At 53.2% G+C, this 13831-nt stretch carries 14 protein-coding genes; 5 read left to right on the top strand and 9 right to left on the bottom strand.

What is annotated here, in order from left to right; genetic code table 11:
* From EZI54_RS16145 to EZI54_RS16125, 5 genes are all read left to right on the top strand, one after another.
* Nucleotides 1-1960: T6SS phospholipase effector Tle1-like catalytic domain-containing protein (locus EZI54_RS16145; RefSeq protein ID WP_242674498.1), on the top strand; the 1960-nt coding region annotated here is incomplete at its 5' end.
* 9 nt (nucleotides 1961-1969) lie between these two features.
* A complete protein-coding gene (locus tag EZI54_RS16140; protein ID WP_131482914.1) occupies nucleotides 1970-2569 on the top strand; it encodes a DUF2931 family protein in 600 nt (199 codons plus the stop codon).
* Nucleotides 2570-2620: 51 nt separating this feature from the next.
* Nucleotides 2621-2920, top strand: coding sequence for a hypothetical protein (locus EZI54_RS16135; RefSeq protein ID WP_131482913.1), 300 nt, complete (start codon nucleotides 2621-2623; stop codon nucleotides 2918-2920).
* Nucleotides 2921-3735: 815 nt separating this feature from the next.
* A complete protein-coding gene (locus tag EZI54_RS16130) occupies nucleotides 3736-5139 on the top strand; it encodes a hypothetical protein (RefSeq protein ID WP_131482912.1) in 1404 nt (467 codons plus the stop codon).
* A 451-nt stretch (nucleotides 5140-5590) separates the two neighbouring features.
* A complete protein-coding gene (locus EZI54_RS16125) occupies nucleotides 5591-5890 on the top strand; it encodes a hypothetical protein (protein ID WP_131482911.1) in 300 nt (99 codons plus the stop codon).
* A 242-nt stretch (nucleotides 5891-6132) separates the two neighbouring features.
* Here the strand turns inward: EZI54_RS16125 and EZI54_RS16120 are convergent, their stop codons facing one another.
* The 9 genes from EZI54_RS16120 to EZI54_RS16080 all read right to left on the bottom strand — a co-directional run bounded on the left by EZI54_RS16120 (nucleotide 6133) and on the right by EZI54_RS16080 (nucleotide 13734).
* A complete protein-coding gene (locus tag EZI54_RS16120) occupies nucleotides 6133-6636 on the bottom strand; it encodes a hypothetical protein (protein ID WP_131482910.1) in 504 nt (167 codons plus the stop codon).
* A gap of 1 nt (nucleotide 6637) precedes the next feature.
* Nucleotides 6638-6952, bottom strand: a complete 315-nt coding sequence (locus tag EZI54_RS16115) for a hypothetical protein (protein ID WP_131482909.1) — start codon at nucleotides 6950-6952, stop codon at nucleotides 6638-6640.
* A 440-nt stretch (nucleotides 6953-7392) separates the two neighbouring features.
* The gene (locus tag EZI54_RS16110; protein ID WP_131482908.1) at nucleotides 7393-7959 is read right to left on the bottom strand and encodes a hypothetical protein; all 567 of its coding nucleotides are present in this window, start codon (nucleotides 7957-7959) and stop codon (nucleotides 7393-7395) included.
* A 90-nt stretch (nucleotides 7960-8049) separates the two neighbouring features.
* Nucleotides 8050-9042 carry a hypothetical protein gene (locus tag EZI54_RS16105; protein WP_131482907.1) on the bottom strand — a complete coding sequence of 331 codons (993 nt, stop codon included), beginning with the start codon at nucleotides 9040-9042 and terminating at the stop codon, nucleotides 8050-8052.
* A gap of 329 nt (nucleotides 9043-9371) precedes the next feature.
* Entirely contained in the window at nucleotides 9372-9620 is a 249-nt protein-coding gene (locus EZI54_RS16100) for a hypothetical protein (protein WP_131482906.1), read from the bottom strand.
* Nucleotides 9621-10008: 388 nt separating this feature from the next.
* The gene (locus EZI54_RS16095; protein WP_131482905.1) at nucleotides 10009-10812 is read right to left on the bottom strand and encodes an ABC transporter permease; all 804 of its coding nucleotides are present in this window, start codon (nucleotides 10810-10812) and stop codon (nucleotides 10009-10011) included.
* Nucleotides 10813-10814: 2 nt separating this feature from the next.
* Entirely contained in the window at nucleotides 10815-11555 is a 741-nt protein-coding gene (locus EZI54_RS16090) for an ABC transporter ATP-binding protein (RefSeq protein ID WP_131482904.1), read from the bottom strand.
* On the bottom strand, nucleotides 11552-12538 hold the full coding sequence (locus EZI54_RS16085; RefSeq protein WP_131482903.1) for a YVTN family beta-propeller repeat protein: 987 nt from the start codon (nucleotides 12536-12538) through the stop codon (nucleotides 11552-11554). The genes EZI54_RS16090 and EZI54_RS16085 overlap by 4 nt, the downstream gene beginning before the upstream one ends.
* A gap of 26 nt (nucleotides 12539-12564) precedes the next feature.
* Nucleotides 12565-13734 (bottom strand): ABC transporter substrate-binding protein, encoded by a 1170-nt coding sequence (locus EZI54_RS16080; RefSeq protein ID WP_423227006.1) that lies wholly within the window; start codon nucleotides 13732-13734, stop codon nucleotides 12565-12567.
* Nucleotides 13735-13831 lie beyond the last annotated feature (97 nt).

Raw genomic sequence — 13831 nt, 5'->3', positions numbered from 1 at the left:
CACCAGGCTGGCTGCTTCCTGCTTGAACTCAGGAGTAAAGGAACGTCGTTTTCTGGTCATCAGACACCTCGTTTATGGTGGCGATCTTACCACCTACGTTGGTGTCCGGAATCATTGGACCACTACAGTATGCGGTATTAGCGATGGGCCACCATTCAGCCCGGTTGTAAGTTGGGATGACAATGAAGCCGGGCAAGGGCGCTGGAATATCAATGCCAGTGAAGCGAATTTTGCCTTGGGCCACAGCGTCCAGATTTTGAACGACAGTGGCATTACTTCGCAGGAGTTGTCCCGCCGTGATGGCCGTGGCGTGGGATTCCTCTCTGCAAGTTCTCTGGGAACGGAGTTGATGTCTCGACGACAGGAAACGGAGCGGCAACGTGAGTCGGTGAGTCCACAAAGCCCATTTCCTGCGAAGCAGGTTGAACCCCTGTCCTCCTCTGTCCGCGCGACCGAAACCACAACTCTGGAGAAAGAGCCAGAGACCCATTTGGAGATTGGTCTGTTTACAGATGGCACCCTCAATAATGCCGACAATTCCCAGACCTACAGGGATCAAATCAAGGAAGAATGCCTTGCGCCATTCGAGCGCGGTGAGATCTCACAGGCGGAATGCGAATACCGGTTAGGATTGGCTCTTGGTACCAGTTATACCAATGCACCAAGCAATGTCGCCAAGCTGGCTGATTTATATATCGAATCGCGAAAAGTGGAGGGGGATAAGGTTACGCAAAGGCTGGTTGAATACGCTCCAGGTATTGGTACCGAAACCGGCGATGGTGATTCACTGGAGGGAATGTCTACCGGCCTTGGGGACACTGGCATACTGAGCCAGGTGGATGACGCTTTCCTCAGAGTGGCGCAACGGATTTATAGACTGGAACTGAAGAGTACCATTGCGAGTTTGTCATTTGACCTGTTCGGATTCAGCCGGGGAGCTGCGGCAGCCCGCCACGCCGCTCACGAGATCAATCGCGGTCCAGAAGGATCGCTGGGAAAAGCCCTCAAGGCTATGGGCATCGATTGGCCGAGGCAGGTCGTTATTCGCTTCGTGGGACTCTTCGATAGCGTTGCAGCTGTTGTCAGCGCTAAAAGGGGTGACCTGTCACCAAGCAACGACCGGAACGATCCGGTCAAGATCTACCTGGATCCAGGCAAGGTCGAACAGGCCGTTCACCTGGTGGCCTCTGACGAGCGGCGGAAGAACTTTGCCTTAAACAGCCTGCGCAATCCGGATGCCACCTTGCCTGATAACTATCGGGAAATCGCCCTGCCCGGTGTGCACTCTGATGTTGGCGGCGGGTATCCCAATAGCATGCGGGAAGATGTGCTACTCACCCCATTGCAACACGTTTCTCTTTCATGGTTTGAGAATGCAGAAGACACGCCTCAATGGCATGCATTGGAGGCCCTGAAAAAACAGAAGGACGCCGAGGGGTGGATCGGTGTGAACTGCTTGCCAGTAAGATCCTCTGAGCGTCCCAACCCGTCGCCCAGTGAACTGGGGCCGGAAAGTGAAGCAAGCCTGGAAATCTATCATCACATTGATCCGGGGCGAGCACCGCACGGTTCTCGAGACGCCGAGTTGGCCCTGAGAATGGTTCGCCAGATGCGAGGGGAATATTCTCGGGTAACGCTGAAGCTCATGCACCAGTTGGCCGTGCAGGCAGATGTGCCCCTAAGGAGTATCGATCCGACCAACGACGCATATCGTCTACCGGATGAACTTGCCCCTGTTGCGGAAAATCTCTCGGAGCAAATTCTGGCCGGTGCCGCCAGCGCTTCGCTATCGATGAGTCAGGAAAGTCTGCTGCGGCAGCGATATATTCACTATTCTGCCGATTACAGTCCAATTAAGTTCCTCGCCCTTGGGGAGCCGGCTGCCCTTGAATTGCCCGAAGTCGTTTGCCCGTATGCCCCAACCGAATCCGGCGAACGGATCGTATACCCGAATCACTAAGGAGTGGTAGTGAACGTCATAAAATACGCCTGTTACCTATGGTGCATTCTGATTCTGGCGGGGTGTACGACCAAGGAAGACAAGGATATCCCCTGGTACGTGGGGGTTGCCGCCCCCCAGCACTACCAGATGTGGGTCATTAATATGCATCTGGAAAAATCCGGCGAGCGAAGCTGGCGAGTGCCGGTGGGCGATGTCAGTTGCTGCTGGAAAGGTGACAACGGCCCCTTCGGAACCGGCGGTGCGATGGATCCTTTCCCAAACCTGATAGGCCTCCATTGGTTTTCATTCGCGGAGCAGAAATTCTACTCGACGCTGATCAAGATACCGCCAGACCTCAAAGATCGCATGCGAGAGCCTGTCCGTCACACCACTCAACGGGGCAATGTCCGCCATGAACCTAGAAGCACGCTTATTTTAGGTCTTGCCCCGGGAGGGGAGGTGGTTGTCTGGATGATGAGTCAGCGTTCGAACGCTGTTGAAATCATGCGGGTTCCGGCTGTTGAAGTAGAGGGGGATACCGGGCAATTCCAGGTCCGATCTGCAGACTACATGGAAGAGAATGGCGCCTATCTGGAGAAACATGGTGTACCTCTCGACGGTTGGTAGGCCGTGCTTGTTGAGGAAGGCCTTCTGTAAATATCGGGCTTGTCAGATCCCATGAAAAAGTTGGTAATCGTATTCACCACGATGCTTGTGGTGCACGCACTTTCGTTTTTTGCCCTGAGCTATGCCTTATACAGTGGCGGGGATAATGATGTGTTTTTGGTCCTACTGTTGTGGACGGGCTTTTCAGCGTGTGGGGCTTTCTACTTGCATCGAGTTTCAAAGAAAGAGGCTTGGGACAAGGCCGGCGACAAGGTGCTGGTGGTCATTGGCTATTTACTCTCGCTACTGGTCGTAGTCGTTGGTGGAGCCGTCATTCTGTTGTTCATTGCTGCGAGCGGTATTCGTCCGTGAGTTGCGCCCTGGTTAGTTGCAGTAGGGGAGGGATCCGGCCAGATGTCCATAAAATGATGTCGTTTGATGGACTGGGAGTAGCGGGCAATTAGCAACTGAGCACTTGCCACCTTCCACCTTCCTTCCATGCAGGCTTGGGGGCAGGGCTCATCTTTTGATCTTGTAAAAGGTAGATCCCTCTAATTCATTTAATTCACGTTGGGGGAATGGCGTGATAGTTCTGACTTTTGGGCGGGTGTCCTATTTAGTCCGGTTGTCGTGGGGGCTGGGGTAGGGTTTCCCAATGGAGCTGAACGGCTTCAGGCCTTCCTGATATCCTCTTTACCACAACGACCATGGTATCCTTCGGCGGCAACAAATCATTGATCAAGGATGAACATTTCACATGAAACGCGTTATGAATGGCGTTCGCCATTTTCTATATTTATTTTCGATTCCGCTCGCGTTCACCGGAATGGGAGCGGCTTTATTCGTCGACAGCGTTCTCTTAGGCGTGCTTGGGTTTCTATCGGGCTTCGGACTCCTTGGGTGGGCCGTTTATACGTGGGGGCAGCAAGCTCCCGAAACCGCTCCAAACGGCCGCTCTCCGCGCAAAAGTGGATCCAAACTAGCCTCTGCCTACGCAAGTCCTGGCGTCAGTTCCGGATTCGGGGGCGGCGATGGTGGCGGTGGTTGCTGAGACACTGATCAAAATTAATGCACTCTGATCCCTTTAATCACTATGAGGGTGCGGGCTTTTTCCTCTATCCGAATACGCCAAGGCGCTACGTATATTGTCTGAATTCCAGATTCAGTGTTGCAAGGGATTATCTAGAATGGATTCTTTTATTAGCTTTGGCATTATCATATTTTTTCTTGTTGCACTGTTCAAAGCTACTCAAGCCGCCTATCACAAGATAATATGGCACCGCCGCAAAACAACTGAGGTCCAGCTCGCACAATACTTCAAAGAAAATAACAGCCCGGTTGGAGAACTTAATGATGAGCAATTAGATTCGCTATTCTGGACTTTATGCAATGAGTCAATCAATGAAATTTCATGCACACTCACTCACAGCAAAGATAACTTTGACCCTCAGATATACCGAGTTTTCGATATCAACCTTAAAAGAAAGAATTGGCTCTCAAGTAACACAGACGCGAGTGTTTCGCACACACTTAATGGTTTTGAGTTTTTCGTTCCAGGGTTAGCACGGCACAGGCTAGACAGCAAGAACCCCGAGAGTGTGGATGTCGTATTCTATGGAAGTATTGCCGTGTTCGTTGGCATTGAGCACGAATACAGTATATTTAATGAAAAGGAAGCCTCCACGCATAGCGCCACCAATTTAACTGTCAAGCAGACAGTTATAGAGACCAGTTACGAAGCACTCGCGGATTCCGGTGAATTTGACATCATTCCTGGAAATGGGGGGCGGATGATCCGTGCCATCTACGGCGATAGAATGGCAGTATTCAGGGATGATGCTATAGTAACTGCTTACTCATCCATTATCGCCGGGGCTGGTATCTTCTCAGCCATCTTTGCTTTGCTAGGCGCAGCTAGCCTTCTAAAGCTACCATACGATAGCTATCTACTTCGGTTAGAATTTCTGAACCACTTCTTCCTGAAGCTGAGCTTCCTTAATCATTTTTTAATTTTCTTTTCTTTATTTTGGGGCGGTGCGGTCACACTATTCTCTGTCCGAGAATTCCTTAAGCCACGCAAAGGAACTGTCTTACTCTTCGATCGAGCTGAGTTGGACGTTTCTATTAAGAGGCATGGGCAGCCCGATTTTGTCCGAGTTTCGTGGGAAGCACTAACTATCCGCGCCCGTTCTCAGTTTGGTTATCTTGTTAGCGGCTTAGGCCCAGTTTACGCGAGCAGATTAGAGCTCAGTTCTGCTGATCATGATATCGGAGACAAGGTGTTGTTACCCATGCCCTCATTTGACGATGGGTTTCATACTTGGCAAGCAATTTATATGTTCATGAACAGAGAGATCAATAGCGTTCTTGAAATTGATCCTATGCAACCAGATTATAAATTGGGCGACCCTCATAAAGACGGCCTTTATCTATTGAAACGAAGGATCACGAAAAAATACTTGAGCCTTTCACTACCTGCCAAAATTTTAGAGTCTTTTGTTCTGCTGATTACATTAGGTCCATTACCATACATTTTGGCTGGGAAAACTTCGGATTTTCGGACAAAGAAAGCGATCTCACGGACCAATTAATGCGCCACCTAACAATCCAGGCTATGATTGTGCGGATTTACCCACAGCGATGCCCTCTTTCGCTCAGTCAGAGTTAATTTCCTGATAGGAAAAATAAACACCCTAACACTAATACAAAAACACTCAACTAGGTTGCTGGATCAAATCTTGCTGGCTTCTAACCTGCCCCAATCACCCTCTCTGGTAGTTTGGCGCCTTTCGTTCAACCCCAAAGCCAACGCGAATTCGCCGCCTGGCTGCGGGGTGGCTACATGAGCTCCAGAACTATTGTTAGCGGATTGGCGGTTGTAGGCTAATCAAACAATATTCACTTTGACCCCTTTAATTTCTATCTGCAGACTACATGGAAGAGAATGGCGCCTATCTGGAGAAACATGGTGTACCTCTCGAAGGTTGGTAGGCCGTGCTTGTTGAGGAAGGCCTTCTGTAAATATCGGGCTTGTCAGATCCCATGAAAAAGTCAGTTGTCGTATTTGCCACGATACTCGTGGTGCACGCACTCTCGTTTTTTGCGTTGAGCTCTGCCTTATACAGCGGCGGTAATGATGACGTGTTTTTGGTCCTACTGTTTTGGACGGGCTTTTCAGCGTGTGGGGCTTTCTATTTGCACCGGGTTTCAAAGAAAGAGGCTTGGGAAAAGGCCAGTGACAAAGTGCTGGTTTTCATTGGCTATTTGCTCGCGTTGTTGGTCGTAGTCGTTGGTGGATCCGTCATTCTGTTTTTCATTGCTGCAAGCGGTATTCGGCCGTGAGTTGCGCCGTGGTTAGTTGCAGTAGGGGGGATCCGGCCAGATGCCCATCAAATGACGTCGTTTGATGGACTGGAAAAAGTGGGCAATTAGCAACTGAGCACTTGCCACCTTCCTTCCACACAGGCTTGGGATCAGGGCTCATCTTTTGATCTTGTCAAAGGAGCAAAAACGCAAGACTTGACTTCGAGCCTTCTATCTAAAAAAGGGGCAGCGTTGCCCCCTTTTAAATAATGCTAAAGCACTTACTGAACATAGTCACGCAATAGACTTTTCATTTCATTTTTTGTTAGAAAATTTGAGTCAACTTTTATGATCTTTGCGGCGATATTGTTGGGTATAAAAAATACGGTAGAATGTTTCTTTCCCAAGAAGTAATAAAACTTGTATTCACCATTAGACCAGATTCCGGTCTCTCTATCTTTGGCGAACACATGCCTAAATGTTTTTAGCGACAGTTCGTCACAGTTTGCATTATTTTTATTTAGGACATTGGTGAAGAATGCTTCAGGATCGCAACCTCCCGTATTCAATTCGTCCTCTGTGCTAAACCCTACAATATTGTCGCCAGCATCAGGGCTATACTTAAATATCAGTGTGTTGTTATCGGACCCTAAAAAACCCACAGCAACTGGGTTTGCAGGCGGGTAAAAATCGTAATGCTTATACACAACACGCAGACCATTGTCGTTGGCAAAGGCGAATGCAGGGATAACTAAGGTAACTAAAAGGATGGATATATATCTCATATCAAAGCCCCAGCAGTGCAGCTTCGATAAAACTGCGGTAGTTTGCTGCTACGCGGTCGCGACACATGTTATATACAGATGCATCACCAGACATTATGCGCTTACCTATCTTTGCTACCTCTTTTACAATCCAACTAATGCCTGGGGTATACGTCGGTCTGGGAACTAGATCAATGGATGCGGTACATGATTGAGCTTCGGCGAGAGCTTCGTACATGACTTTTGCTGCTTTCTCATTAACGGTGTGTGGTTGCGCTAAGCCCCTCCAAAAATAATTGATCACAGCAGCGACGTATTCCCTGTCTTGAGAGTTCATTCCCTTCTCCATTTAATTAAAACAGTCCTATTCCGGATCGCCAGATTATCAACGCTGTCCAGGTGCGTCCAGAAACTCTATCATTCCTTCAGCACTAGCCGCTTCGGTGCTTCAAGCTGTGCTTGAAAATCCAAGAGGGATGTTCAGGTCTTGCCTTTTGCCCTCCGCCTGTAAGTTGGAGGCATTTCCGATGACCTATCCACATTAGCCAAGCATCAACAATGAGCCAAAGATGGCCAGACCGTTGTGATAGAAATAGCAGGCGCGCTCTATCACGTTACTTCACGGTGTAACCGGCGAGAAGCCATCCACTGATCTGCTAAATTCAAAGGTAGACCCCTTTAATCTTGATGTTCTATGTGGCTTTCATGATTAGATTAACGCCTGCAGTTGTAGCAGATACGGAGTGAAGCGGAGTACCTATTGGAAAGCCTCCATTTTTAAGAGTTTTGCTTCAATGTTTGTTCCAGCTCCTGAAGTGCGTGGCATGCTTTATTCCATTCCTCCGGTAACCCGTTGCCCTCAATCGTTGGGGTCTTGGCGGCATCAAGATGTACCGTATTCCTGTATTTTCTCAATCGATGAAGTTCATCAGAAAGCTTATCGGTGAGGATTTTATTTGCTTTGAGCACCTCGATATAGCTGAAGAAATTATTCTGCTGGGATTTTAACGACTTGATCTTAGCAAACTCTCTGCAGAGAACTTCCATTACCGCAATTACCGGTATCGTTGCATACCAAACATATGCGGCACCAGCTGTGCCTGAAAGGTCCCAAAGATGGAGGTTCCATCTGTTTACATCACACAGCTGGACCATTTGGCAGAGCAGAGTTTGGTGAGCCTCATCCAGGTAGGGCCAACGCGGCCTGAGTTCACCGTAGGTTCGGATATAACCTCTTGGAAACCTTGCATTCACTGCTTTCCCGGTTTCCTGCCATGCATCAGTCAGCGTTTTTGCATGATCTTGGAACTCATCCCTTACTTTGCAAAAAGCCCTGTACTCCATGTATGCAAATCTCCTAATTCTTAACGCTTTGAATAAGCCGCCAAATTGGAGCGGCAGCGGACAATTGGTCGGTTTGATTTAATTGTTAAATCATTTCCTACGCCGCCCCTTGCGCCGGGCATTATTTTTTCTTTTTCTTTCCGCTTTTCTCTTCTTATATTTTTCCCGCTTCACTCGCTGATCTTTCTTATTTTCCTCAATTGGATATTGGAAAGAGGTGCCCCTCGTTTCTTTTACGCTGTTTTCCTTGAAAAAACCAAATTCCTCCCGCACCTTGTGAGCCTCTGCGTAGTCTTCCTCGGACCACTGACGCGTATCGATGTAAACCATGTCTTCACTGCTACCGTCATTGCCTGGAGGATCTGTGGCGACTCCGACCACGATATCCCTTTCAGGTTTGAGAAGCTTCGCTGACTTACAGTAGGCGATAAGAAGGCCTGCTCTGTAGTCTCGGTACTCTTGATAGGACTTAAAGCTTTCAGAGACTGGAACCACCAACCATACGTACATGGTCTCCGGAGTCGTAGGGGAAAAAAGAAGACGAACCCCTCTCTGATCAGGTTTTAATGATCTTACTTTTTCATGAATCGCATCCGCGAGAATCCGACGGCCAATACGTGACTCTGACGCAAACTCCCTAATGCCCAAAGTAACGGAATCGAAATCTTCTGCATTACAAAAATGCCAAGTTTTATCTTGCGCATGCCGACCAAAGTGCTCAATAAATCTATCAATAAAATAGGAATTAGCATCCACCTCCTTGCCTCTCCGGTATTGAGGCAAGGATCGAATGTAGTCATAGAGTCCCTCATCTACAGCGACAATATCAGAATCCTCAGAATAAAATCCTGGCTGGCGATCCTTGTTCGATCCCGATAAATAAAAGCCAAGAATTTCTTCCTCCCCTGCTGCATACCCCAACTTCCCGGATAATACAAAATCCTCTTTATCGGAAAGATAGGTTGTAAAATCATGGACTGTATCGAGCTCTCTCATCAAGGTATCGAGCGCCACATCGTCCAGCACATGAACGAACCCTTTTTCAGGATTAACCATTCCGACTTGAAAAGGAGTTTTCTCCATCTCCTTACTAACAACGTCTGGATTAAGTATTAGTGATCCAGACCCGGAGCTGTGTTGCCTGAATCTCTCCGTGGCGTTTCTAGCAACTAAAACCCTGTGTATTCTTATCTGGTCACCGTACGGAAAAGATAGAGGGAATGGCTTTGTACATTTACGATCTAAAAAAATCCTATCAGAATGCTCACGTATGAATTTTTCGGCACCATACACTTGCGGAGCGGACTTCAATACTGCTTTTCTTACCCAACGGCCCCAGTCTACTTCCAAGTTCCCCGTATCTTTGAAGGCAATATCTTTATCCGAAAAAATAATGACATGTTCTCTAAATACTACGAGAAGATCACATAATTCCTTCCCGTCACCATCGGCGGTTTTTTTCCTTCATCAGTGTACAGGTTGGGGAAACACCACGGACTCAGGAATGTTTGTTGTCCTAGCCAGGCAAGATAGCGCTCCGAGGCGGTCACTCCGTGGCCTTTTTCTTGGTCGATCCTCATGTTTCCCTTCTTGAGCCTTTGGCTGTAGTAGCGAATCTCTCCAGCGCCCGCTGCTGTTTTCAAACCCGCCTGGCGAGTCATCTTCGACCTTAGCAACGAGACCATTGACCAGTATCGAAAAAATTATTACCGCAGCAACGATGCCAACAATTTCCATGGCTCTGTCCGACACCCTTTAACAGCTAATTCAACTAACTTTGTCGTATATCACTCTGCGAATAACTCCACAGCCCGTATCCGACGGAATGCAAAAAGCGTAGCCCTTTCAGTCAGGTAACTCCAGCGACCACTCGTCGCTTCCGGACTTTTCCGACAAAGCGGGGATAACTCCGCGTCGAGCAACGCGCAGTCATTTTCGGAAGGAATTAGAGAATGTTATTTAAATCAGTTTATTACGATTGTTGCAAAAGCTAAGCGCCGGAGTTTTCAGACACTTTGTCGCTGAACTCCACCTTCTGGGGAAGATAGATCATGCCGCCCGAGCCCCAACAATCCGCGTCCTCTGCGGCCGAAACCCCGCCGTAGCAATCAGCGCGAGCACCACCGTCACCCCCACCAACACCCCAAACGCCACCGAGTTCCACTGCAAATACAGCGCAAACCGGATCGCCTCCACCGCATGGGTAAACGGGTTGATCTGGCAGATCCAGTACAGCACCGGGCTGGCGTCCTGCATCTTCCAGAGCGGATACAGCGCCGAGGACAGGAAGAACATGGGGAAGATCACGAAGTTCATCACGCCGGCGAAGTTTTCCAGTTGTTTCACCCAGGTGGCGATGATGAGGCCGAGGGCGCCGAGCATGAGGGCGGTGAGCAGCAGCGCGGGGAAGACGGCGAGGTAGCCCAGGGCGGGCGGCTCGACGTCGAAGAAGAAGGCGATGAACAGGAAAACGTACACCTGGCCGATGGACACCACGCCCATGGCCAGCAGTTTGGTGACCAGCAGGAAGGGGCGGGGCAGGGGGCTCATGAGCAGGACGCGCATGCTGCCCAGTTCCCGGTCGTACACCATCGACAGCGCGCCCTGCATGGAATTGAACAGGATGATCATGCCGCACAGGCCGGGGGCGATGTAGGTCTCGTAGGTGATGTAGGTGGCGTAGGGCGGGATGATGGACACGCCCAGCACGGCGCGGAAGCCGGCGGCGAACACGGCGAGCCACAGCAGCGGGCGGACCAGGGCGCTGGCGAAGCGGGTGCGTTGCTGCCAGAAGCGCAGCCATTCGCGGATCTGGATGCCGATGAAACAGTGCCAGTACTGGGCCAGTCGCATAGTCAGTTGCTCTCAGTTTGGCTGGCGGCGCCCGTCAGCGCCTGAAACGTATCCGCCAGGGTGGGCTGGCCCTGGGCCTCGCAGATGCTGTCGCCATGGCCGTCCGCCAGGAGCTGGCCCTGGTGAAGGATCAGCACCCGGTCCTGGCGTTCCACTTCCTCGATCAGGTGGGTGGCCCAGAGCACGGTCAGGCCGTCTTCGGCGCACAGGCGGCGCACGTGGGCGTTCAGGCCCTGGCGGCTGGGCACGTCGAGGCCGACGGTGGGTTCGTCGAGCAGTAACAGGCCGGGGCGGTGCAGCAGGGCGCGGGCGATTTCCACGCGTCGGCGGTGGCCGCCGTTGAGCTGGCGCACGGCGTCGTTGCCCCGTTCGGTGAGTTCGAAGCGGGCCAGCTCTTCGTCGCAGCGCTGGCGGGCGGCTTTGCGGGAGAGGCCGTGCAGCGCGGCGTGGTACATCAGGTTCTGGCGCACGGTCAGGTCCATGTCCAGTGCGTTCTGCTGGAACACCACGCCGATTTCCTGCATGGCGGCGGCGGGCTGTTTGCGCAGGGAGCGGCCCCGCAGTTTGATGTCGCCGCTCTGCAGCGCCAGCAGCCGGGTGATCAGCCCGAACAGGGTGGACTTGCCTGCCCCGTTGGGGCCGAGCATGGCGTGGAAGGCGCTGGGCGTCAGGTCAAAGCTGACCTCCCGCAGCACGGGCCGGCGCCCGTACTGGAAGCTGACGCGATCGACCTCGATGCTCATGCCGGGTCCGGGACGACCACCACGCCCCAGGGGTAGCGGCCGACTTTGATGGATTTGATGACCTTGAGGTCGTCCACGTCGATGACGGAGACGTCCCCGGTCACGCCGTTGGTGGTGAGCAACTGGGATTCATCGGCGCTGAAGTCCATGTGCCAGACGCGCCCGCCCACCAGGATGTAATCGAGCACTTCGAAGGTTTTGGCGTCCACCACGGCCACGTGGTTGGCCGGGCCCAGGGCGACGAAGGCGTACTGGCCGTCTTTGGTGAGCTTCACGCCCACCGGCTGGATCTTGTCCGGATGCACGCCGCGGATCTTGAAGCTCAGGTCCTTGAGGATCTTGCGGCTGGCCACGTCCACCACGGTGACGGTGCCGCCGATCTCGGAGGAGGCCCAGGCCTGGCTGCCGTCGTGGGTGAACTCCACGTGCCGCGGGCGCTGGTCCACCATGGTGTTATCGGCCAGCTGCATGGTCTCGGTGTCGATCCAGTGCAGCATGTTGGAGGTTTCGGTGGTGTTGATGGCCCACTTGCCGTCGGGGCTGACGGCCATGCCTTCGGGCTCCACGCCCACGTCGATCTGCGCCAGCACGTCCTTGGTCTTTACGTCCACCACGGTGACGATGGCGTCGTCCTCGTTGGAGATGTAGAGGTGGCGGTTGTTGGGGTGCAGGGCGAACTGCTCCGGGTCTTCGCCGGAGGGCAGGGTGTCGATGATCTTGCGGGTCTTCAGGTCCATCACCTGCACGGTGTCGTCGTCACTGGCGCAGATATAGAGCAGCGTGTGATCCTTGGACATGAGGATGCCCCGTGGGCGCTTGCCCACCGGCAGGGTGTCCACCACCTCGAGTGAATCCATATCGATCACCGACAGGGTGTTGTCCTTCTCATTGGACACATAGGCCAGATCGGCCACGGCGGCCGGGGCCAGCAGCGCGGCGGTCAGGCCCAGGGCCGGTCCCAGTTGGCGTAAGGTCGGTTTCATGCAGTCACCTTGTTGTTCATCCTGAGTTAGTCGGCGATCCGGCACTGGCTCTCGGGCTCGTCATAGCCGAGGGTGTCCAGTTCGGTTTTCGGGTGCAGGAAGCCTTCCTGCGGCGATATCGACACCAGCCCGCGCGGATGCACCAGCAGGATCGGCTGGCGCAGTTGCCCGTTCCAGGTGCGGAAGGTCAGCTTGCGGCCCTTGAAGCCGCCCAGCTGGAACTCGTCGGAAAGCAGGTAGGTGCGCAGGTCGGTGGCTTTCGCCTGCTTCGTACGGATCACCCCTTCGCCGATGGCGCGCACGGCGGCCCAGGCGGCGTAGTCTTCGCTGATCATCGGGCGGCCGGTCTTCTCCTCGAAGCGGCTTTGCAGTTGGCCGGCGCCCCAGTTCTCGACCGAGCGGTGCCAGGCTTCCGGGCTCATGCCCTGGGTGCCCACCACCGGGCGCGGCAGCCAGGTGTTGAAGGGCACGTACTCGCCAAAGTCCCCGCGTTCGTCGGCGACCACCACCACGTCGTAATCGTCCCCCTGGGTGAAGCGGGGCAGCTCGGCGGAGGCGGTGCGGCGCAGGTCGGCGTCGAAGGTCCAGGGCTTCTCCTCGACGATCTTCACGCCGAAGCGCTTGGCGGCCCGGTGGAAGGCGGCGACCCAGGCTTTGTCGTTGTCCGTCGGGCCGGTGATCAGGAAGGCTTCGTTCCACTGGCGCTTGGCCAGCCACTGGGCCAGGGCGTCGGTGAGCATGGCGCGGCTGGGCACGGTGTGCAGCAGGTTGGGCGGGCAGTCGGCGGTGCGCAGGCTGTCGTCCTCGGCGCCGGCGTTGAACACCAGCGCGTGGGGGCCGACGGCCTCGGTCATCTGCTTGAGCAGATCGGCGGGCACGTTCAGCACGAACAGGTCGATGCCGGCCTGCTGCATGCGGCGCAGCTCGTTCACGGCCTGGTCACGGGAGTCCGCCACCACCGCATCCAGCGTGTAGTGTTGCTGCATGAAGCGGCCGGTGGAGTTGTTGTCGTCGACGCCCAGCTCCGCGCCTTTGAGACCGGCGTCTTCGGGCTTGGTGAGGGTGGTGGAGAGCACCGGGCCCTGGTAGGGCTGCCACTGGATATAGCCGACGGTCACCTCCAGCGCCTGCACGGGCAGGGCGGTGAGCAGGATGACGGCGGCGATCAGGGCGACGCCTGGGCGCATTGGACGCATGACAACCTCGTTAGGGCGGATGTGTTGTTTTTCTTCCCAGACTAGAGAAGGGGTACCGTGGCGGAAATATTCTGAAAGTAGGAATCAGCCAGTACGA

This window comes from Marinobacter halodurans, from assembly GCF_004327985.1.
GTDB lineage: Bacteria > Pseudomonadota > Gammaproteobacteria > Pseudomonadales > Oleiphilaceae > Marinobacter_A > Marinobacter_A halodurans.
The sequence above is the reverse complement of the archived record's forward strand: the minus strand, read 5'-3'. Positions and strand labels throughout refer to the sequence as shown.

What these genes read in the sequence shown, in the direction of transcription:
- EZI54_RS16105 (WP_131482907.1), bottom strand. Translation starts at nt 9,042, where the DNA reads ATGGAGAAAACTCCTTTTCAAGTCGGAATGGTTAATCCTGAAAAAGGG.
- EZI54_RS16085 (WP_131482903.1), bottom strand. Translation starts at nt 12,538, where the DNA reads ATGAAACCGACCTTACGCCAACTGGGACCGGCCCTGGGCCTGACCGCC.
- EZI54_RS16100 (WP_131482906.1), bottom strand. Translation starts at nt 9,620, where the DNA reads ATGACTCGCCAGGCGGGTTTGAAAACAGCAGCGGGCGCTGGAGAGATT.
- EZI54_RS16125 (WP_131482911.1), top strand. Translation starts at nt 5,591, where the DNA reads ATGAAAAAGTCAGTTGTCGTATTTGCCACGATACTCGTGGTGCACGCA.
- EZI54_RS16130 (WP_131482912.1), top strand. Translation starts at nt 3,736, where the DNA reads ATGGATTCTTTTATTAGCTTTGGCATTATCATATTTTTTCTTGTTGCA.
- EZI54_RS16095 (WP_131482905.1), bottom strand. Translation starts at nt 10,812, where the DNA reads ATGCGACTGGCCCAGTACTGGCACTGTTTCATCGGCATCCAGATCCGC.
- EZI54_RS16135 (WP_131482913.1), top strand. Translation starts at nt 2,621, where the DNA reads ATGAAAAAGTTGGTAATCGTATTCACCACGATGCTTGTGGTGCACGCA.
- EZI54_RS16120 (WP_131482910.1), bottom strand. Translation starts at nt 6,636, where the DNA reads ATGAGATATATATCCATCCTTTTAGTTACCTTAGTTATCCCTGCATTC.
- EZI54_RS16090 (WP_131482904.1), bottom strand. Translation starts at nt 11,555, where the DNA reads ATGAGCATCGAGGTCGATCGCGTCAGCTTCCAGTACGGGCGCCGGCCC.
- EZI54_RS16080 (WP_423227006.1), bottom strand. Translation starts at nt 13,734, where the DNA reads ATGCGTCCAATGCGCCCAGGCGTCGCCCTGATCGCCGCCGTCATCCTG.
- EZI54_RS16110 (WP_131482908.1), bottom strand. Translation starts at nt 7,959, where the DNA reads ATGGAGTACAGGGCTTTTTGCAAAGTAAGGGATGAGTTCCAAGATCAT.
- EZI54_RS16115 (WP_131482909.1), bottom strand. Translation starts at nt 6,952, where the DNA reads ATGAACTCTCAAGACAGGGAATACGTCGCTGCTGTGATCAATTATTTT.